16 protein-coding genes and 1 pseudogene are annotated in these 19,980 nt (G+C 74.9%); 6 read left to right on the top strand and 11 right to left on the bottom strand.

What is annotated here, in order from left to right:
- The 6 genes and pseudogenes from ACQRUO_RS29980 to ACQRUO_RS29955 all read right to left on the bottom strand — a co-directional run.
- Window positions 1-375 (bottom strand): annotated as a pseudogene (locus ACQRUO_RS29980) (urease subunit alpha); the annotation flags it as partial.
- On the bottom strand, window positions 372-1,079 hold the full coding sequence (gene ureA, locus ACQRUO_RS29975) for an urease subunit gamma (RefSeq protein ID WP_428319243.1): 708 nt from the start codon (window positions 1,077-1,079) through the stop codon (window positions 372-374). The gene ureA and the pseudogene ACQRUO_RS29980, both read right to left, overlap by 4 nt.
- A 61-nt stretch (window positions 1,080-1,140) precedes the next feature.
- A complete protein-coding gene (locus ACQRUO_RS29970) occupies window positions 1,141-2,319 on the bottom strand; it encodes an agmatine deiminase family protein (protein WP_428319242.1) in 1,179 nt (392 codons plus the stop codon).
- A 106-nt stretch (window positions 2,320-2,425) separates the two neighbouring features.
- Entirely contained in the window at window positions 2,426-3,484 is a 1,059-nt protein-coding gene (locus ACQRUO_RS29965) for an agmatine deiminase family protein (protein WP_428319241.1), read from the bottom strand.
- 256 nt (window positions 3,485-3,740) lie between these two features.
- On the bottom strand, window positions 3,741-4,319 hold the full coding sequence (locus ACQRUO_RS29960) for a TetR/AcrR family transcriptional regulator (protein ID WP_428319240.1): 579 nt from the start codon (window positions 4,317-4,319) through the stop codon (window positions 3,741-3,743).
- A 79-nt stretch (window positions 4,320-4,398) separates the two neighbouring features.
- The gene (locus ACQRUO_RS29955; protein WP_428319239.1) at window positions 4,399-5,520 is read right to left on the bottom strand and encodes a serine/threonine-protein kinase; all 1,122 of its coding nucleotides are present in this window, start codon (window positions 5,518-5,520) and stop codon (window positions 4,399-4,401) included.
- 115 nt (window positions 5,521-5,635) lie between these two features.
- Here ACQRUO_RS29955 and ACQRUO_RS29950 point away from each other — a divergent pair, with 115 nt between their 5' ends.
- The 3 genes from ACQRUO_RS29950 (at window position 5,636) to ACQRUO_RS29940 (ending at window position 11,104) form a co-directional block, all read left to right on the top strand.
- Window positions 5,636-7,015 carry an acyltransferase gene (locus tag ACQRUO_RS29950; protein WP_428319238.1) on the top strand — a complete coding sequence of 460 codons (1,380 nt, stop codon included), beginning with the start codon at window positions 5,636-5,638 and terminating at the stop codon, window positions 7,013-7,015.
- Window positions 7,016-7,152: 137 nt separating this feature from the next.
- A complete protein-coding gene (locus ACQRUO_RS29945; RefSeq protein ID WP_428319237.1) occupies window positions 7,153-10,227 on the top strand; it encodes an amino acid adenylation domain-containing protein in 3,075 nt (1,024 codons plus the stop codon).
- A 136-nt stretch (window positions 10,228-10,363) separates the two neighbouring features.
- Complete coding sequence (locus ACQRUO_RS29940) at window positions 10,364-11,104, top strand: SDR family oxidoreductase (RefSeq protein WP_428319236.1); 741 nt, start codon at window positions 10,364-10,366, stop codon at window positions 11,102-11,104.
- 11 nt (window positions 11,105-11,115) lie between these two features.
- On the opposite strand, the gene ACQRUO_RS29935 is transcribed toward ACQRUO_RS29940, so the two are convergent.
- From ACQRUO_RS29935 to ACQRUO_RS29925, 3 genes are read right to left on the bottom strand one after another with little or no spacing between them, the layout of a single operon-like run.
- A complete protein-coding gene (locus tag ACQRUO_RS29935) occupies window positions 11,116-12,444 on the bottom strand; it encodes an acyltransferase (protein WP_428319235.1) in 1,329 nt (442 codons plus the stop codon).
- A gap of 35 nt (window positions 12,445-12,479) precedes the next feature.
- Window positions 12,480-12,815 carry a hypothetical protein gene (locus tag ACQRUO_RS29930; protein ID WP_428319234.1) on the bottom strand — a complete coding sequence of 112 codons (336 nt, stop codon included), beginning with the start codon at window positions 12,813-12,815 and terminating at the stop codon, window positions 12,480-12,482.
- A 56-nt stretch (window positions 12,816-12,871) separates the two neighbouring features.
- Window positions 12,872-13,564, bottom strand: coding sequence for a DJ-1/PfpI family protein (locus ACQRUO_RS29925; RefSeq protein ID WP_428319233.1), 693 nt, complete (start codon window positions 13,562-13,564; stop codon window positions 12,872-12,874).
- 308 nt (window positions 13,565-13,872) lie between these two features.
- On the opposite strand from ACQRUO_RS29925, the gene ACQRUO_RS29920 reads away from it, so the two are divergent.
- The 3 genes from ACQRUO_RS29920 to ACQRUO_RS29910 all read left to right on the top strand — a co-directional run bounded on the left by ACQRUO_RS29920 (window position 13,873) and on the right by ACQRUO_RS29910 (window position 17,462).
- Window positions 13,873-14,811, top strand: coding sequence for a GlxA family transcriptional regulator (locus ACQRUO_RS29920; protein WP_428319232.1), 939 nt, complete (start codon window positions 13,873-13,875; stop codon window positions 14,809-14,811).
- 72 nt (window positions 14,812-14,883) lie between these two features.
- Window positions 14,884-15,684 carry a carbon-nitrogen hydrolase family protein gene (locus tag ACQRUO_RS29915; RefSeq protein ID WP_428319244.1) on the top strand — a complete coding sequence of 267 codons (801 nt, stop codon included), beginning with the start codon at window positions 14,884-14,886 and terminating at the stop codon, window positions 15,682-15,684.
- 98 nt (window positions 15,685-15,782) lie between these two features.
- Window positions 15,783-17,462 carry a flavin monoamine oxidase family protein gene (locus tag ACQRUO_RS29910; RefSeq protein ID WP_428319231.1) on the top strand — a complete coding sequence of 560 codons (1,680 nt, stop codon included), beginning with the start codon at window positions 15,783-15,785 and terminating at the stop codon, window positions 17,460-17,462.
- A 77-nt stretch (window positions 17,463-17,539) separates the two neighbouring features.
- Here the strand turns inward: ACQRUO_RS29910 and ACQRUO_RS29905 are convergent, their stop codons facing one another.
- Both ACQRUO_RS29905 and ACQRUO_RS29900 read right to left on the bottom strand, forming a co-directional pair.
- Entirely contained in the window at window positions 17,540-18,466 is a 927-nt protein-coding gene (locus tag ACQRUO_RS29905; RefSeq protein ID WP_428319230.1) for an ACP S-malonyltransferase, read from the bottom strand.
- Window positions 18,463-19,875, bottom strand: a complete 1,413-nt coding sequence (locus ACQRUO_RS29900) for a class I adenylate-forming enzyme family protein (RefSeq protein WP_428319229.1) — start codon at window positions 19,873-19,875, stop codon at window positions 18,463-18,465. The genes ACQRUO_RS29905 and ACQRUO_RS29900 overlap by 4 nt, the downstream gene beginning before the upstream one ends.
- Window positions 19,876-19,980: the final 105 nt, after the last annotated feature.

Raw genomic sequence — 19,980 nt, 5'->3', positions numbered from 1 at the left:
GCCTTCGCCGGAGACGATGGTGGTGCCGGTGCCGACGACGACGTCCACGCCGTCCATGGTGTCGGGGTTGCCGGCGCGGCCGATGGCGGCGATGCGGCCGCCGATCAGGCCGATCGAGGTCTTCACGATGCCCTGGATCGCGTCGATCACCAGCACGTTGCTGATCACCACGTCGCAGGTGGCGCGCACGGTGGCGGCCTTCAGGTGCAGGCCGTCGCGGGCGGTCTTGCCGAACCCGGCCAGGAACTCGTCGCCGGGTGCCTGGGAGTCCTGCTCGACCCGGACGATCAGGCCGGAGTCCCCCAGCCGGACGCGGTCACCGGCCCGCGGGCCGTGCACCGCGGCGTACTCCTGCGGTGCGATGCTGCTGCTCACGCCTGGTCCTCCCGATCGTCGTCAGGTGCGCCGAGGTAGCCGCAGGCGGCGGCCCGGCGCAGGGCCTCCCGCTTGGCGCCGGGCGCGTCCAGTGGGCCGTCGACCAGCCCGGCGAACCCGATCGCGACCCGGGCCCCGCCGATCGGCACCAGGCCGACGGTGGTCTCCGCACCGGGGTCGAAGCGGGTCGCGGAGCCGGCCGGCACGGCCAGCCGCATCCCGTACCCGGCCGCCCGGTCGAAGGCCAGGCGCGGGTTCACCTCGAAGAAGTGGAAGTGCGAGGTGACGCTCACCGGCACGGTCGCCGTGTTGCGCACCGTCAGGACGACGACCGGCTCGGGGAGGTACCCGCGGTCCGGGCCGGTGAGCACCGCGCCGGGTGCCCGCTCGCCGAGGCGCCCGCCACCGAAGGGATCGGCGACCACCGCGAGCCGGGTGCCGTCCTCGAACACCGCCTCCACGCTGACCTCGGTGACCAGGTCGGCCACCCCGGGCAGCACGTCGGCGGCGCTCAGCACGCTGCGCCCGGCCTCGATCGCCTCGGCCAGCCGCCTGCCGTCGCGGGCCGCCTCGCAGACGGTGTCCGCGATCAGCGCGGTGGCCTCGGGGACGTTGAGCCGGCAGCCGCGGGCGCGCCGGGCGCGGGCCAGTTCGGCGGCTGTGAAGATCAGCAGCCGGTCGCGCTCGGTGGGGGTCAACTGCACGGCGGTCCTCCTCGGGGACGGCGGGGCTGGTGGGTGCAGTGGGCGTGCGGTGGGTGCGGCGTCAGGCGGCGGGCTGGTCGTGGGTGGAGCAGTGGATGCCGCCACCGCCGGAGGCGATGGTGTCGATCCCGATCGGGACGATCTCGCGGTCCGCGAAGTGCTCCCGCAGCACCGCCTGGGCCGCCTCGTCGGCCTGCTGGTCGCCGAAGAGCGGCAGGTAGACGCCCTTGTTGCCGACGTAGAAGTTCAGGTACGAGGAGACGAAGGCGTCGCCGCGCCCGGTGATCCGGTCCGGGTCGGGCTGGGTGAGTTCGACGACCTCGAGCTTCCCGCCCCGCGCGTCGGTCGCCTCCGCGAGGACGGCGCGCGCCTGGTCGGCCGAGCGCGACCAGACGTCGGCCGGCGTGCCGGGGAAGGCCCGGTCGAGGAGCACCACGCCGGGAGCGGCGAACCGGGCCAGGCAGTCCACGTGGGCGTCGGTGATGTCCTTGCCGCGCACCCCGGCCAGCCAGATCACCTTGGTGACGCCCAGCGCCTGCTTCAGCTCGGCCTCGACCTGGTCGCGGCTCTTCCCCGGGTTGCGGTTGCCGTTGACCACCGAGCTCTCGGTGATCAGCAGGGTGCCTTGGCCGTCGCTCTCGAAGGAGCCGCCCTCGGCGACGATCGGGGTGGCGATCCGGTCGAGGCCGTACTTGGTGAGCAGCGCGCGGGCGATCCCGGCGTCGTTGGCGTGGGTCTGCTTGCCGCCCCAGCCGCTGAAGTTGAAGTCGACGCCCTTGACCTTTCCGCCCTCGCTGACGAAGACCGGCACGGTGTCACGGGCCCACAGGTCGTCCACCGGGGTGCTGAGGAGCTCCACGTCCGAGCCGCAGGCGTTCCTGGCCGAGTCCTCCTGACCGGGCCGGACCAGCAGCACCACCGGTTCGCGCCCGCCGATCGCCCGCGCCACCGAGGCGATGTCCTGGCGCACCGCGCCGAGTTGGCCGCCCCAGACGTCCGCGGAGGCGGGCCAGGCCATGAAGGTCCGCTCGTGCTTCTCCCACTCCGCGCCCAGCTTCCGTCCGGTGCCCGCGGCGGGCTGGGCCGTCGCCGCACCGGCTGACCGGCCGGCCGGGCCGGCGGAAGCCTGCGGGTCGGCCGCGTCGTCGGGGCCGGAGCAGGCGGTGGCGCCGAGGGCGAGCGCACCGGCGCCGGCGAGGGAGCGCAGCAGGGTGCGGCGGGACAGCTCGGTGAAGGGCATGGGTTCTCTCCGGTGGGGCAGGGGTGGGGCGGGCAGCACGGTGTCGCGGGACCAGGCGTGCAGCTGAGGGCAGGAGAAGCGGCTGGGGGCAGGCGAGCGGCGCGGCTCAGGCGAGCGGCTCGTGCATGGTCGAGCAGTGGATGCCGCCGCCGCCCGCCATCAGGCGGTCGACGTCGAGCTGGACCACCTCGCGCCCGGGGAAGGCGGCAGCGAGGGTCCGCGCCGCCGCCGCGTCCTTGACCGGGTCGCCGAACTGGGCGGTGATGACGGCGCCGTTGACCAGGTGGAAGTTGAGGTAGGAGTCGACGAAGTCCTTGTTGCGGGAGCGGACGGTGTCCGGGCCGTCGACCCGGATGACCTCCAGCCGGCGCCCGCGCGCATCGGTCTCCCCCGCCAGGATCGCGAACTGCTCGCGCGCGTCCCGGGCCCAGACGTCGGTGCGGCCGTTCGGCGGCAGCTGCACCAGGACCGTGCCGGGGCGTACGAAGCGCGAGGTGACGTCGATGTGGTCGTCGGTGATGTCCTTGCCCTTGATGCCGGGCACCCAGATCATCTTCACCGCGCCGTACGCGTCCAGCACCGCTGCCTCGATCTCGGCGCGGCTCATGCCGCGGTTGCGGTTCTTGTTGACCAGGCTGCTCTCGGTCGCCAGCACCGTGCCGTCGCCGTCGGTCTCGATGGCGCCGCCCTCGCCGACGAACTCCGCGCGATGGAACGGCTGCCGGTTCAGCCGGGCGATGCCCTCGGCCACGTACGCGTCGTCGGCGTGGACCTGCTTGCGGCCCCAGCCGTTGAAGTTCAGCCCGACGGCCTCCAGCCCGCCGCGGCCGTCGCGCCGGAACACCGGGGCGGTGTCGCGCATCCACAGGTCGTCGGTGGGGATCGAGTCGATCACCGTGACGCTGCCGCCGCAGTGCGAGCGGGCCTCGTCGACCGAGTAGGCGTCGGGGGCGCACATCACCACCGGCTCGTAGCGGGCGACGGTCCGGGCGATCAGCGCGATGTCCTGCTGGACCCCGCGCAGCTGCCGCCCCCAGACCGACTTGCGCGACGGCCAGGACATCCAGGTCCGCACGTGCGGCACGTCGTCCCCGGGCACCCGGGCGGGCGCCGGGGTGCCTGCGCCGCCGTTGCCGTACGGGTGGTCGCTGTGCGTGGCGTTCATGGGGCTCTCCTGATCGAGTATGGCTCCGGCGCGGCCGGGACGCCGCCGCAGACGGCGGGGACCGGCTCGCCGGCCGGGGCGGCGCGGCCGTGCACGCGCGGCGGCCCCGGTACGCTCACTCTCGCACTGACTGAAAAATCAGTCAAGATTGCGGCCATAAGCCTGGGCACCCAGGAGAGAGCGGCCATAAGCCTGGGCACCCAGGAGAGAAAAGGAAAAGCGGGACCGGCCGGGCAGGTACTGCCGCCGGAGGGTGCTACCGCTGCAGGCGCTTCAGTTCGGCGTCGATGGCCTCGACCAGCAGGGTCCTCGCGTGGTCGAGCGGGATGCCGCCGCTGAGCCAGCGCATGCTCAGCCCCTCCAGCAGCGCCGTCAGCCGTTCGCCCGCCGCGGCCAGCGCCGTGGCCGAGGCCATCGGCGTCACCCGGCCGAGCAGGTCGGCCATCTCCTGCACCCAGATCAGGGTGGCCCTGGCCAGGTCCTCGCGCAGCTCCGGCTCGAAGACCGCGCTGGCCCGCAGCTCACCCCAGGCGGTGCTGTTCTCCCGCACCTCGGCAGTGTCCTGGAGCTCCAGCAGCAGCGTCCGCTCCAGCTCCTCGCGCGGCGTGAGCTCCGCGGCGCCGGCCTCACGCTCGGTGGTGTAGCGCTCGGCCCGGTCGTTGATGAACTCCAGGGTCTGGCGCAGGATGCCGGTCCGGTCCTTGAAGTGGTAGTAGATCAGGGCGGTGGACACCCCCGCCTCGGCCGCGAGCTCCTCGACCCGCAGACCACGGACCCCGCGGCGGGCGATCACCCGCGCGGCTGCTTCCAGGATTGACGTCTTACGACCGGCCATGGTCCCCCACCCTACCCGGGCCGGCCCGGCCCCCGTGCCACCCTGACCGAAATGCCAGTCGGCCGGCGGACCGGTCCGGCTACCGGGGCAGCGCCGCGATCGCCCCCCAGGAGGCGCCGCCGATCAGCAGCAGGCCGACCAGGATGGCGATCACCACCTCGCGGGCCCCTCCCCCGGACTTGGCGGGCTCGCCCGACGGGGACGGGGCGGACACCAGCAGGGGGGTCGGGGGTGGGGCACTGACGTGCGGCGCGGCGTCCCGCGGCGGGTCGGCTGCCGGTGCGGCGTCGTGCAGCACGGTGCCGTACGGCCCGATGACGTACGCCCCCGCGGCGGCCACCGCGGTGGCCGCCACCGTGGGGGTGGGCACCGGCGCGACGGGCGCAGTGCTCAGTGCCTCCAGGCGGTCGGCGGCCTCGCGCGCGCTGGGCCGGCGGGCCGGGTCCTTCTCCAGCAGCGCCGCCAGCAGCGGCCCGAGCGGCCCGGCATGGGCGGCGGGCGGCAGCGGGTGCTGGGTGATGGCAAGCCAGACCGAGGGGATCGACGGGCCGTCGAACGGCGCACCGCCCTCCACCGCGGTGTACAGGGTGGCGCCCAGCGACCAGAGGTCGCTCGCGGTGCCGACCGCGGTGCCCTCCAGCTGTTCGGGCGACATGTACTGCGGGGTGCCGATCACCATCCCGCTCTGGGTGAGCTTGGTGCTCGCGTCCAGCACCCGGGCGATGCCGAAGTCGGTGACCACGGTGCGGCGGCCGGCCAGGAAGACGTTGTCCGGCTTCATGTCGCGGTGCACGATGCCGGCCGCGTGGGCGTGCGCCAGCGCGTCGGCCAGGTCGGCGCCGAGGGCCGCCACCCGCTGCCAGGGCAGCCGCTGCTCGGCCTTGAGCACCGCGGCGAGCGAGGCGCCGGCCAGCAGTTCCATCACGATCCAGGGTGCGCCGTCGTGCTCGACGACGTCGTGCACGGTGACGATGCCGGGGTGGTTGAGCACGGCGGCCGCACGGGCCTCGCGCACCGCCCGGCCGGCCAGCTCCCGGTGCTCCTCCGGCGGCAGGTGGACGGGTAGGAAGACCTCCTTGACGGCCACCGGGCGCCCGAGGGTCTCGTCCGTGCCCTGCCAGACCCGCCCCATGCCGCCCTGGCCGATCGCCCGCCCCAGGCGGTAGCGGCCGCCCACCAGATCTCCTGCGTTCCCCGTCACGGCAGCTCAATATAGCGGCCCGGAGCAGGACTAGGGTTTTCCCCACCGCCCCCGCGCCATCCTTGGCTCCCGAGCCCATCTCGCCGAGGGCCGATCGCCGCGGAGGGCAGCGAAGGTGTGGGAGCGTCGGACCAGGAAACGCGGCCGGGCGGCGCGGTCCGCCCGGGAGCAGCGGTTCACGGTGCGCGGCGGCAGCGGCGACGGCGGGCGGGTGCGGCTGAGCCCGCACGACCTGCTGACCGGGCCGGTCTACACGCCCCGGGTCTTCTTCTACCGCCGGCCGCTGGACGGCGCCGCGCTGCGGGCCGCCCTGGAACGCACCCTGGCCCGCTACCCGATCGCCGCCGGGCGGCTGCGCAAGGACCCGGACGGCGGCTACAGCGTGCACTGCACGGATGCCGGCGTGCACTTCGTGGAGGTGCACCGGGCCGAGCCGCTGCCCGAGCACGGGCCCGACTCGCGGGCCGGTGCCGGGCTGAAGCGCTACCTGCACCAGCCCAACCCGTTCTCGGTGGTGGACGGCGACGCGCCGCTGCTGGCCGTGCAGCTGACCCGGCTGGCGGACGGCGGCTCGGTGCTCGGCGTGGCGCTGAACCACACCCTGGCCGACGGCACCAGCATGCTGGCCTTCCTGGAGAGCTGGTCGCACGAGCTGCGCGGGCTGCCGGTGGCCGATCCGCTGCACGACCGGACCCTGCTGGAGCAACTCGGGACCGCCGCCCCGGCCGCGGCCCGGGCGGCCAACGAGCACTACACGGTGGCCGGACGGCTCCAACACCTGGCGCTGCTCGGCAGGTTGATCACCCGGGCCGGGAAACTGGCCACCGTGACCGTGCGGTTCGAGCCGGCGGAACTGGCCGCGCTGAAGGACACCGCGATGGCGGACCTGGCCGGCACCGGGCGCTGGGTCTCCACCCATGACGCGCTCGCCGCACAACTGTGGCGGGTGCTGGCCGAGTTGCGGGCCCGGCCGGAGCGGTCCGTCGAGTCGCTCGGGGTGACCGCGGACCTGCGGGCCCGGGCCGGTGGCGCGGTGCCCGCCGCCTACTGGGGCAACGCCGCCTGCTACACCTACCTGACCCGGCCGGCCGCCGAGCTGGCCGCCGCACCGCTAGGCAGCGTGGCCGAGGCGGTGCGCGGCGCCGGCGACCAGCTGACCGCGGAACGGCTGTGCGCCGACGCCGCGTTCCTGGACGCGCAGCGGGCGGCCGGTCGCTCGCACCGGGTGACCAACCGGCTGGCCCTCGGCGCCTACCGCGACGACGGCTGGTTGGCCCTCAACAACCGGTCCAGGCTGCCCTTCTACCGGATGGACTTCGGCGCGGGACGGCCGTTCTGGGTGGAGTACCCCGAGGTGCCGTTCCCCTGGACGGTGGACATCATGCCGACGCCCGGCGAGGACGGCGGGCGCGACGTGCACCTGAGCCTGCCGCACGACCAGGCCGCCGCGCTGCGCACCGCCGGCTGGCAGCGCCGCCTGCGCTGCTTCGCCTGACCGCCGACGGAGCTACCGGCCCCGACCCGCGCCCTTCCGGCCGCGGCCGCCCGACACCCGACCGCCCGACCGCCCGACACCCGGGCCACCCCGGCCCGGGACGGAGCGTCACGTCACCTCTCCCACAGGAGGACGCTGTGCCACACACCGGCGAACGCCACGGTCGGGCCCTCGGGCCGATGGACTGGTGGTTCCTGGGCTTCCCCCACGGCCGCCATCCGGTGGTCCAGTTGCTCGTCGAGGGCGCCGGCCGGCTCGACCCGGACGAGCTGCGCTCGGCGGTGGCCGCCGCCGGTGCGGCCTGCCCGGGCGCCCGGCTGGTCCGACACCGAAGAAGATGGCAGGACAGCGGCACCGCGCCGCGGGTCCGCGTGCTGGACGGCGCCGACTTCGACCGCACCGCGCTCGACGCCCCGGCGCTGCGCGCCCCGCTGCCGGACGCGACCGGCGCCACCTGCGAGGTGCTGCTGGTCGCCGGCGACCCGGGCACCACGGGCGTCGGGGGTACCCCGGGCGTCGGGGGCACCCCGAGCACCGTCGTCTTCCGCGCCTTCCACGGCGTGATGGACGCGCGCGGCGTGCTGCTCTGGGCCACCGAGGTGTTCCGCGCCCTGCAGGGCCTGGCCCCGCAGCCCGCCAGCGACCCCCGCAACGTGGTCGAGCTGCTGGACGACCTCGAGCTGCCCGCCGGCCTGCCCCCGCGCTCCCCCGAGCGAGCCCGCAACTGGACCTCCCCGCTCGGCCGGCTCCCCCGCGGCGCGCGCGAACTGCTGTGGCGCCGCCGCACGGTGGACGGCACCCACCCCGGCGCGGTGGCGAAGCTGGCCGCCGCGCTCACCGCGCAGTACGCCCCGCAGGGCGGCCGCTTCCTGGTCCCGGTGGACCTGCGCCGCCACCTGCCCGACCTGCGCTCCACCGCCGACCTGGCCCAGGCGCTGCCGCTGGACGTCGCCCCCGGCGAGGACTGGCAGCAGGTGCAGGGCCGGCTGCTCGGCGCGCTCGCCGAGGGCCGGGAGCTGGCGATGCGGGCCGACCCGACCGCGCTGCGGCTGCCGCTGCCGCTGGTCCGGCTGGCGCTGCGCTCCGTCGACGCGAGCACGGTGCGCGACGGCCGGCACGGCGCCACCGCCTACCTCTCGCACCTCGGTGCGGTCGAGCTCGACCGGCTCAGCACACCGGAGTTCCGCGCCACCGCCGTCTACACCCTGGGCACCCCCGGCCCGGCCACCCCGCCCGAGGTCGACCTGGTGGAGCACCCGGGCCGCACCGAGCTGACCCTGGCCTGGTACGACGGCCCGGGTACCGCCGCCCGCGCCGAGGAGCTGCTGGACCGGCTGGCGGAGGCGCTCTCCCCGCGGGCCCACCGGGAGTGGGCGGGCAACCGGACCGAGCGGGCCGTGCCCACCGGCACCTCGGTGGTGCGGCTGCTCCGCGAGCAGGTCGCCCGGACACCGCACCGCACCGCCCTGAGTGGCCCCGAAGGCCCGGTCAGCTACCGGGAGTTGAGCCGGCGGGCGGATGCGGTCGCGGCCGAGCTGCGCCGCCGCGGCGCCGGGCGGGAGACGGTGGTCGGGCTGCTGGCGGGCCGCACGGTGGCCGGGATGGCCGGGGTCTGGGGCGTGCTGCGGGCCGGCGCCGCCTACCTGCCGCTGGACCCGCAGTACCCGGCCGCCCGGGTGGCCGGCCTGCTGGCGGACGCCGGGGCGGAGTTCTGCCTGGTGGAGGGGGGCAGTGCCGTGGGAGGCGCCGCCCGGGACGGCCTGCCGGCCGGGTGCACCGTGATCGAGCTGGCCGACCTGCCCGACGCGCCGGCCGGGGAGCCGTCCGACGCCCATCCCGCGCCCGGCGACCTGGCCTACGTGATCTACACCTCCGGCTCGACCGGGCGCCCCAAGGGGGTGCAGATCGAGCACGGCGCGCTGCTCAACTACGTGCACTGGGCGACCCGGGAGTTCCTGATCGACGCGGAGAGCCGGCTGCCGTGGCTCACCTCGCCGTCCTTTGACGTCTCGGGCACCTCGATCTTCCTGCCCCTACTGGTCGGCGGCGAGGTGGTCCTGATGCCCGAGGAGCCCAACCACCTCTCGCTGACCCGGCTGCTCACCGAGTCCGGCGCCAACGCGCTCTCGCTGACCCCCTCGCACCTCGACCTGATCGGCCAACTCGAGCTGTCCCCCGCCGACTTCCGCTCGATCGTGGTGGTCGGCGAGCAGCTGCGGGTCCCGGTGGCCGCGCGCGCCCAGCAGATGTTCGGTCCCAAGTGCCGGATCGTCAACCTGTACGGCCCGACCGAGGCGACCATCGGGCTGACCGTGCACACCTTCGACGCCGAGGCGGACGCGGCGGCCACCGCGGTGCCGATCGGCGTGCCGATGGACAACTGCACGGTCCACCTGCTCGACGCGGAGCAGCGGTTCACCGTGCCGGGCGAGATCGGCGAGATGTACCTGGGCGGGGTGCAGCTGGCCCGCGGCTACCGGGGCCGGCCCGACCTGGACCGGGAGCGGTTCGTCCGACTGGCCGACGGCACCCGGGTCTACCGCACCGGCGACCTGGCCCGGCTGCTGCCGGGCGGCGGCATCGAGTTCATCGGCCGCACCGACGACCAGGTCAAGATCCGCGGCCACCGGGTGGAACCCGCCGAGGTGGCCCAGGCGTTGGAGGGCCACCCGGGGGTGCGCCGGGCGGTGGTGGTCGCGCGCACCCGGCCCGGCGGCGGGAAGGCATTGTGCGGCTACGTGCTGCCGGCCGCCGGGGCGGACCCCGCCGAGCTCACCGCCGAGCGGCTGACCGGCTACCTGGCCGAGCGGCTGCCGCGCCACCTGGTGCCCGCGGCGGTGCTGCTGCTCGACGAACTGCCGTACACGGTCAGCGGGAAGGTGGACGGCAAGCGGCTGCCCGACCCGTTCGCGGCGAGCACCGAACCGGCCGCCGAGAGCGTGCTGGACCAGGACGAGCAGGCGGTGGCCGAGGTGTGGGCCAAGGTGCTGCACCTGCCGCACGCCCGCCTGGAGCCGGACGCGGACTTCCACCTGCTGGGCGGCGACTCGCTGGCGCTGCTGGCCATGCTGGCCGGGGTCTGCGCCGCGCTGTTGGCGACCGGCGGGCAGGAGGCGTTCATGGCGCGGCTGGGCGAGCTGGTGCAGCAGCCGACCGTCCGTCAGGTGGCGCTGCTGGCCCGGCAGGAGCGGGAGAGGGCTCGGGCGCGCTGATCGAACCCCGCGGCCGCGAGTCGCCGGGCGAGCCCGTCGCCCGGGCACTCGCGGCCGCCGGGAGCTTGAACCTGCCATTGGTGTCAACTCCTACGCTCCCGGCATGACGAGCACACCGGCTACGGAGGAGGCAGTGATGGGTGACCTGACCGGCAAGGTGGCGCTGGTGACCGGGGGCAGCCGCGGGATCGGCGCGGCGATCGCCCGGCGGCTGGCCGCGGCGGGGGCGGCGGTGGCGCTGACCTACGTGACGGCCGCGGACCGGGCCCGTGCGGTGGTGGCGGAGATCGAGGCGGCGGGCGGACAGGCCGTGGCCATCCGGGCCGACCTGACCGGGCCGACCGCCGCCGCCGAGGCGGTCGAGCAGACCGTGCGGCAACTGGGTCGGCTCGATGTCCTGGTGAACAACGCCGGCTTCCTGACCCACGGCCCGCTGACCGAGGTGACCGCCGAGGAGCTGGACCGGGTGCTCGCGGTGGACGTCCGCTCGGTCTACCTGGCCGCCCAGGCCGCCGCCCGGCACCTGGGCGAGGGCGGCCGGATCATCAGCATCGGGTCGTGCTTCAACGGGCGGGTTCCCGGTGCGGACTTCGTCCTGCAGGCGATGGCCAAGTCCGCACTGATCGGCCTGACCAAGGGCCTGGCGCGGGAGCTGGGCCCGCGCGGGATCACCGCCACCGTGGTGGACCCGGGCCCGATCGACACCGACATGAACCCGGCCGACGGCGAGAGCGCCGACGTCCAGCGCTCGCTGACCGCCCTCGGGGAGTACGGCCGGGCCGAGGACGTCGCCGCCGCGGTGGCCTACCTGGCGGGCCCCGGCGGCCGGTACGTCACCGGCACCGCCCTGGCCGTGGACGGCGGCTACACCGCCTGACGGCACCCGGTTCAGGCGTACGCGTGCACCCGCTGCTGCCAGCCCGCGCCGCCCAACGCGGCGGCGTGGGCACGGGGCAGGCTGAGGTGCACGTCGCGGCCGCCCGAGGCGCCGGGGGTGGGCATCACGTCCACCAGGTACGGCACCGGGGCGGCCGGCTGCTCGCACCAGAACGGCGTGCCCGCGCCCAGGTCGATCTCGTAGTAGGGGAACCGGGACTGGTTGTTGATCAGCACCTCGGTGTCGTAGGAGGACAGTGCGGCCCGCGGCAGCACCCGCCCGGCGCGGCCGGCCGCGCGCTGGGTGCGCAGGTAGGCGACCTCGTCGCGGATCCGCTGCGCGTGGTCCGCGCCGAGGGCCGCGCGGACGGCGGTGGCGGCGGCGCCGAGCGGGGCGGTGCGGGCCTCGGCCGCCGTCATGGTGGTGGTCAGGTGGCAGACGGCGTTGCCCCAGTACTGCTCGGGCAGGCCGAGGCCGGGCAGCCGGCCCAGGCCGGCGATCAGGCCGAGGTGGTCGCCGTCCTGGTCCGGCCGGTCCCGCAACTCGCTGAAGAGCCGCCACAGGTGGGCGGTGAGCGCATCGTTGCCGGAGAGCGGCACGCCGTCGGCGCCCTCGGCCGACGCGGCCGCCTTGAGCGCGGCCAGTTCGGCGGCGGTGAAGCGCAGGGTGACGGTGTCGAGCCGGGCGCCGGCCAGTGCGGCGTGCAGCACGAAGCGCGCCAGCCGCAGGCGGCCGACCACGGTGAACTCGCTGCTGTGCGCGGCGGCTCCGGGACCGGCCGCATCGCCCAGCCGGTCGATCAGCTCGCGCTCGTGGTGCGGCTCGGGGAAGGGCAGCCCGCGGTGTTCGTGCGACCAGTGCGCCAGGAAGCGCAGCAGCCCGGCGCCGTCGGCCAGGTAGTGGTGCAGCGCCACCCCGAGCACCGAGCCGCCGCCGGCCAGGTTGGTCAGCCGCACGGTGAGCAGCGGGGTGTCCGGCTTGGTGGCGTGCAGCGGGGAGATCCGGTCCAGATAGCCGCCCAGCGCCGCACCGATCCGCCGGTCCGGCCCGAACTCGGGGACCGCGCCCGGGGCTTCGACCTCGGTGAAACGGATCCCGGCGTCGTTGCAGTCGACCTCGAGGCCCTCGGGGGCCTTCCGCAGCCGCCCGCTGACCACGGGGTAGTGGCGCAGCACGGCGGCGAGCGAAGCCCGCAGCTTCTCGCCGTCCAGCGTCTCGCGGTAGCAGAAGACCCGCGGGGTGTAGATCGGCCCGGAACGCAGGTCGCGCACGTTGAGCCGGACGGCCGTCGCGGTGCCGCCGCCGCGAACGGTCAGGGTGCGCTCGCCAGGGTTGCCCATGGCACCACCCTGGCGGAGGGCGGCTGGGGGAAGTCCTAGAGGTTCCGCGTGCCACCGGCGGTGACGATGTCGGTGGGGCGGCGACGGCCGGTGACCTTGGAGGCGGGCAGGCGTCCGGCCTTGGAGGTGCCGGTGAGGGTGTCGCCGTCGACGGTCAGCGCGAAGGCGAGGTTCAGGCGCAGCGGCCTGGTGACGGCCTGCTGCCAGGTGAGCCGGTCGCCGTCGAGGCGCACCTCGTGCAGCGGCACGGCCTCGCCGGCGCCGTGCGCGGTGCCGGCGAGCGTGTCGCCCTGCTGGCGGAGGTCGACGACGGCCTTGATCCGGCCGATCGGAGTGGCGATGCTCAGGTCCCAGGTGCCTTCGACGGACATGGTGTGCTTCTTCCTCGCGGTGTGGTGCGGGTGGTGGGGGTCGGTGGCGTGTGTGGTCACAGTGCTGCGGGAGCGGGGCCCTGGTGGCGCCAGACGGTGCCGCGGCGCTCGTGGGCGAACAACTCCTCCACGGCGTGGGCGATCTGCGGGCCGACCTCGCGTTCCAGCAGGTACAGGGACAGGTCGAGACCGGAGGTGACGCCGGCGCCGGTGACCAGGTCACCGTCGTCGACCACCCGGGCCCGCACCGCGTGGGCGCCGGTGGCGTCCAGCAGGTCCAGGCCCTGGTGGTGGGTGGTGGCATGACGGCCCTCCAGCAGGCCGGCCAGGGCCAGGACGAGCGAGCCGCCGCACACCGTGGCCACCAGGAGCTGCGGGTTGTCCATCGCGGCCCGCAGCAGCGCGGGCAGCTCGGTGGTGAGCGTGCGGCCCAGCAGGACCGGGATGAACTCGTCCTGCCGCCAGGGGCGTTCCACCCCCGCGTCGTGGTCGGGAACCTCGTCGGGCTCGCCCACCCGGCCGGCGGCGCCGGGGACCAGGACCAGCCCGGGACGGGCGGGATCCAGTGCGGCCGTGGCGCGCAGGACCAGCCCCCCGGCGCCGCTGACCACGTCACGCGGTCCTTCCGCCGAGACGAGTGCCACGCTCACCGCCCCGGCGGAGGCGGTACCGCCGGCGTGCAGGACCTCGTAGGGGGCGATCACGTCGAGTGGGTCGAAGCCGTCGAACAGCACGATCTGGGCATGCATGCGGATGTCCTTCGGGGGACTAGGGCCTGTCTGACAATTCGCGTCGGATCAGCGCGCGGCGGTGGGCGCCCGGCTGGGCGTGCCGGCGGATCGTCCTCGTACTGGGTCGTACTTGGATGATCCGCCGGTGCGTCCAGCCGGGATGCCCGGCGTCGCGCGCCCGGCGGGAATTGTCAGACAGGCCCTCGGAGAGGTGACCGGCGAGCGCCGGCCGAGCCACGACGCTATGCCGGCCACGGTCCCTCGCCCAGTGGCAAAAATGACAGGCTCCAACGGGATAGTGCCAGGCCGTCGGGTACGTTCGGGACATGCACACCGTCGCGGTCCTCGCGCTCGACCAGGTGATCCCGTTCGACCTGTCCACCCCGCTGGAGGTCTTCGCCCGCACCCGGCTGCCGGACGGACGGCCCGGCTACCAGGTCCGGGTGTGCGCGGAGGAGCCGGAGGTCGATGCCGGCGCCTTCACGCTGCGCGCCCCCTGGGGGCTGGACGGGCTCACGGGCGCGGACACGATCATCGTTCCTGGCACGGCCCGCCCGACCGCGCCGCTGCCACCCGCGGTCCGCACGGCGCTGCGGCAGGCCGCCGACGCGGGCACCCGGATCGCCTCCATCTGCTCGGGCGCCTTCCCGCTGGCCGCCACCGGCCTGCTCGACGGCCTGCGCGCCACCACCCACTGGGTCGCCGCCCCGCAGCTCGCCGCCGCCCATCCGGGCGTCGACGTCGACCCGGACGTGCTGTACGTCGACAACGGGCAGTTCCTCACCTCCGCCGGTGCAGCTGCCGGCCTCGACCTGTGCCTGCACCTGATCCGCCGTGACTACGGCTCCGCGGTGGCCGCCGACGCCGCCCGGCTGTCCGTGATGCCGCTGGAACGCGAAGGCGGGCAGGCCCAGTTCATCGTCCACGACCACACCCCGACCCCCCGGAGCTCCGAGCTGGAACCCGTCCTGAGCTGGCTGCGCGCCGACCTCGCCCGCGACCTCACCCTCGGCGACATCGCCGCCCACGCCGGGATCAGCACCCGCACCCTGGTCCGCCGCTTCCGCGACCAGACCGGCACCACCCCGCTCCAGTGGCTGCACCGCGCCCGCATCCGCCAGGCCCAGCACCTGCTGGAGAGCACGCCGCACAGCGTCGAGCGCATCGCCGCGCAGGTCGGCTTCGGCTCGCCCACCGCGTTCCGCGACCGCTTCAAGCGCACGACCGGTGTCAGCCCCCACACGTACCGCCGCAGCTTCGGCTGACCCCGCCGGGCCGAGTCGGGGTGGCAGGCGGGCCGATTCTCTAGGGGCTCCCCCAGGTGCGGGCTGGTACTCCTGGGTGCTGTGAGAATCGCCGCCTGGCAGCCGACCGCCACGCCCACCGACGACGTGCCCGCCGCGCTGGCGCGCCTGCGGGAGACCGCCCGGGCGGCCGCCGCCGGCGGCGCCCGGGTGCTGGTCACGCCCGAGCTCTACCTGACGGGGTACCAGCGGGCGCCGCGGCGGCTGCGGGAGCTGGCGGAGCCGGCCGACGGACCGCTGGCCGGGCAGGTGGCGAAGATCGCCGCCGAGTGCGGGATCGCACTGCTCTACGGCTGGCCGGAGGTGTCCGGCGGCGCGGTGTACAACGCGGTGCAGTTGGTCGACCGGGACGGCAGCAGCCTCGCCCGGTACCGCAAGGCGCACCTGTTCGGGGACTTCGACCGGGCGGCCTTCGCCCCTGGCGCCGAGGGCGTGGTGCAGGCGGAGCTGGACGGGCTCACGGTCGGTCTGCTGGTCTGCTACGACGTGGAGTTCCCCGAGGCGGTGCGGGCGCACGCGCTGGCCGGCACCGAGCTGCTGGTGGTGCCGACCGCGCTGGCCGGGCCCTGGGAGATCGTGCCGCGCACCCTGGTGGTGGCCCGGGCCTTCGAGAGCCAGCTGTTCATCGCCTACGCCAACTGGACCGGCGACGAGACCGGCGCGCCGTACTGCGGGTCGAGCCGGGTGGTGGGTCCGGACGGGACGGTGCTGGCCGAGGCCGGCCGGGCGCCCGCGCTGCTCTTCGCCGACCTCGACCCGGCCGCCGTGGCCGAGGCCCGCGCCACCACCGGCTACCTGCGCGACCGCCGCCCCGAGCTCTACCGCGAGTCCTGAGCGTTTCTCCGCACCCGATCCTCCCCCGAGCCTCTCCCGTCACTCCCCCCACCCTCCCCCGACCCGACAGCCTCGACCTGCCAAGGGGTTCAGCCCAGATGGTCCTGCCCGCCTCCGGCCGCCCCGACGGGGCCGCCGCGCCGCTCACCATGCTCTGCCCCGACTTCCCCTTCCCCTACGATGCGTGGCTGCGCCACCCGGCCGGCCTGGGCCGGCTGCCGGACGAGGTGCTCGGCACCGAGGTCGCCGTCGTCGGCGGCGGCATCGCCGGCCTGGTGACCGCCCACGAGTTGCTCCGGCTCGGGCTGCGCCCGGTGGTGTACGAGGCCGGCCGGCTGGGCGGGCGGATGCGCTCGGCCGCCTTCGAGGGCCACCCGGGGACGGTGGCCGAGCTGGGCGCGATGCGCTTCCCGCCGTCCGGCACCGCGCTCTTCCACTACATCGACGCGGTGGGCCTGCGCACCAGCCCCTTCCCCAACCCGCTGAGCGCGGCCACCCCGACCACGGTGATCGACCTCGGCGGGGTGAGCCACTGGGCGGACGCCGCCGGCGACCTGCCGCCGGTGTACCAGGAGGTGGCCGACGCCTGGGACAAGACGCTGCGCGAGCAAGCCGAGCTCTGGGTGATGGACGACGCGATCCGGCGGCGCGACGTGCGCACCCTGAAGGCGGTCTGGAACCGCCTGGTGCCGCGGCTGGACGACCAGTCGTTCTACGGTTTCCTCAGCGCCGCGCCCGCCTTCGCCTCGTTCCGGCACCGGGAGATCTTCGGCCAGGTCGGCTTCGGCACCGGCGGCTGGGACACCGACTTCCCCAACTCGATGCTGGAGATCCTGCGGGTGGTGTACACCGGCGCGGACGCCGAACAGCACACGATCGTCGGCGGCTGCGAGCAACTCCCGCTCGGTCTCTGGGGGCTGGAGGTGGAGAAGCCGGCCCACTGGCCCGCCGGGAGCTCGCTCGCCCAGCTGCACCCGCACGGTCCGGAGCCGGCCGTCACCGCGCTGGCCCGGGTCGGCGACCGGATCGAGGTGACCGACGCGGGCGGGGCCACCCGGAGTTACCGCGCGGCGGTCTTCACCGGCCAGCACCGGCTGTTGCGCAGCCGGGTGGCCTGCGCCGACGCGTTGCTGCCGGCCCCGGTCTGGTCGGCGATCGAGCGCACCCACTACATGTCCTCCTCCAAGCTCTTCGTGCTCACCGACCGCCCGTTCTGGCTGGACCGGGACGAGGCCACCGGCCGGGCCGTGATGGGGATGACGCTCACCGACCGGCTGCCGCGCTCGGTCTACCTGTTCGACGACGGGCCGGACCGGCCGGGGGTGATGTGCCTCTCCTACACCTGGAACGACGACTCGCAGCGGGTGGTCGCGCTGGACCCGGAGGAGCGGCTGGCGGCGGTGCTGCGCGCCCTGGCCGCGATCTACCCCGGGGTGGACATCCGGCGGCACGTCATCGCCCCGCCGATCGCGGTCAGTTGGGAGGACGAGCCGTGGTTCACCGGCGCGTTCAAGGCCAACCTGCCGGGCCAGTACCGCTACCAGCGGCGGCTGTTCACCCACTTCCGGCAGGACGGGCTGCCGGCCCAGCAGCGCGGCTTCTTCCTGGCCGGTGACGACGTCTCGTGGACCGGCGGGTTCGCCGAGGGCGCGGTGAGCACGGCGCTGAACGCGGTCTGGGGGGTGCTGCACCACCTGGGCGGCGCCTGCGACCCGGCCAACCCCGGGCCGGGCGACCTGTTCGAGGCGCTGGCGCCGGTGGAGCTGCCGGAGGGGTGACCGGACACGGGGTGACGGGACACGGTTGAGGGGGCGGCCGGAGAACCGGCCGCCCCCTCAACCTTTCTGGCGTCCCGTCAGATCGCGCTCTTCGGCGTGACGTTGAGCAGCTCGAAGCCCTCCCGGGTGCAGTCCAGCCGGGCGAAGAGGTTCTCCGGGCCGGCCAGGCAGAGCCGGCGGATGCCGTGCTCGTGCAGCGTGGTGACCATCTTCGGCCAGTGGATCGGGCGGTCGAAGGTGTCCAGCAGCATGGTGCGCATCGCCTCGGCGGTGGTGACGATCGAGCCGTCCTGGTCGGCCACCACCGGCAGCCGCGGCGCCTCGACGGTGTAGCGGGCGAAGACCTGCTCCTCGGCCCGGCGGCGCAACTCGCCGAAGGCGGGCGCGTGCACCGGCGGGCGCATGGTGTAGAGCGAGTAGCCGCCCAGCTCGCTGACCCGGCTGCGGAACCGGTCCAGCGCCGGCTCCCGCAGGGTGAGCAGGTGGAAGCCCTCGTCCAGGTGGCCGGAGATGCCGTGCGGCTCGCCGAGCTCGTCGAGTTCGGCGAGCAGCTCGCGCAGCTTCTCCTCGGGGGTGCGCAGGAAGGTCAGGGTGACCATGTCCCGGTGCTCGGTGGCGAAGTACTCCTCCTCGCAGCGGGCGAGTTCGGCGGTGAGCCGGACGGCGTCGGCGAACGGCAGCGAGCCGGCGTAGGCGGCCGCGGCGCGCTGGCCGAAGCTCGGCCCGGCGCACAGCTCGGGGGCCACGCCGAGTTCGGCCTCGGCCCGGTCGGCCAGGGCCAGGCAGACCGTCAGGTAGGCGACCTGGGCGGCCGCGCCGTAGTCCTCGGCACAGGTGCGGTACTCGTCCAGCACCGAGTGGCCGAGCGCCCGGTCGGCCTCCTGGCGGCGGCGCCGGCCGTACGGGTCGAAGAGCAGGAACTCGCCCACGTCGGCGAACCGGGTGGGCGCCATGCCGGGGAAGACCAGCGCGGTGGGCGCAGCGGTGGGCTGATCGGTCGTCATGCCGCAGCTCCCGCCAGCAGGTTCTCCAGCTGCCGCTTGTCCGGCTTGCCGTTGCGGTTGAGCGGGAAGCGGTCCAGCACCTCGACCCGGTTGGGCCGCTCGTAGACCGGCAGCAGCTCGTTGATCCGCTCCCGCCACACCGCGCGGTCCTGCTGCCCCTCGTCCTCGACGAAGCAGACCAGCTCGCAGCCGCGCCGCTCGTCCGGCAGGGCGAGCACCTTGGCCAGCACGCCCCCGGCGGCCAGCTTGTGCTCGATGATCTCCGGGTAGAGGGTGTAGCCGTTGCGGTGGACGGCGAGCTTGCGGCCGACCACCGAGAGGTTGCCCGCCGCGTCCAGCCGGCCGAAGTCGCCGGTGCGGTACCAGCCGCGCTCCGCCGGCCGGAAGGTGCCGTCCGGGAGCAGCAGGCCGGTCATCATGTCGGGGGTGTCGACCTCGATCTCGCCGATCTCGCCGGCCGGCTGCACGGTGCCCTCGTCGTCCACGATCCGCAGCCCGATCCCGTCCATCACCTGCCCGCAGTCCACCGCGTTGTCGCCGGTGGCGAAGGCGATGTTGCCGAGCTCGGTGCTGCCGTAGCTGTCCAGCAGCGGCAGGCCGAAGGCGGCGACGTAGTCGTCGACCAGGCCGGGGCTGAGCGGGGCCGCACCGCTGCAGAACATCCGCACGGTGCGCAGCTCGGCCGCGGCGGCCGGGCGGCGCCCGATGATGTTGAGCATGCTGCGGTAGGTGGCCGGCGTGGCGTCCAGCACGGTGGCGCCGCAGCGCCCGGCCATCAGCAGGGTGTGGTCCAGGCGGCGGTAGGGGGCGATCACCAGCGAGCAGCGGGCCAGCCAGGCGATCAGCACCATGGACAGGCCGTACTGGTGCGAGAAGGGCAGCATGGGCAGCAGCACGTCGTCGGCCCGGTGCCCCATGTGGGCGGCGTTGCGCTCCAGGTTGGTCAGGAAGGAGCCGCCGGTCTTGACGATGCCCTTCGGCTTGCCGGTGGACCCGGAGGACCACATGACCAGCCCGTCCGGCAGCGCGCACCAGGTGCTGAAGTCCAGGGCGGCCGTGGCCGGGCGCTGGTCCGCGGCGGCCAGCAGCAGCTCGTAGAGGTAGGTCCGCGCGGACTCGGCGGCCAGCGGCGCGTCGTCGTCGACCAGGCACAGGGCCACGCCGGCGCGGGCGCAGATCTCCCGGGTCTCGGCCGGCCGGTCCTGCTGGTCGACCAGCACGATCGAGGCGCCCAGGTGCATCAGCGCGAAGAGCGCGGCCAGGTAGCCGACCGAGTTGCCGGCCTTGAGCAGCACCCGGGTGCCGGGGGCGACCTGCCGCTCGCGCAGCACCTCGGCGATCGCCAGCGCCTGCTGTTCGAACTCGTCGAGTCCCAGGACCGCGTCCGGGGTGTAGAGCTTGGCGGTCATCGGGGTGACGTCTCCCTTTCGTCTGTGGCCCGGGGGGGGCCCATCAGGGGGTAGGGAGGGGGGGTGGGGTGACAGAAAAAGTGGGCGGGGGGGAGGATAACCCGG

The organism is Kitasatospora sp. LaBMicrA B282, assembly GCF_050325825.1.
Classification (GTDB): domain Bacteria; phylum Actinomycetota; class Actinomycetes; order Streptomycetales; family Streptomycetaceae; genus Kitasatospora.
This window is presented reverse-complemented; position numbering and strand designations above follow the sequence as displayed.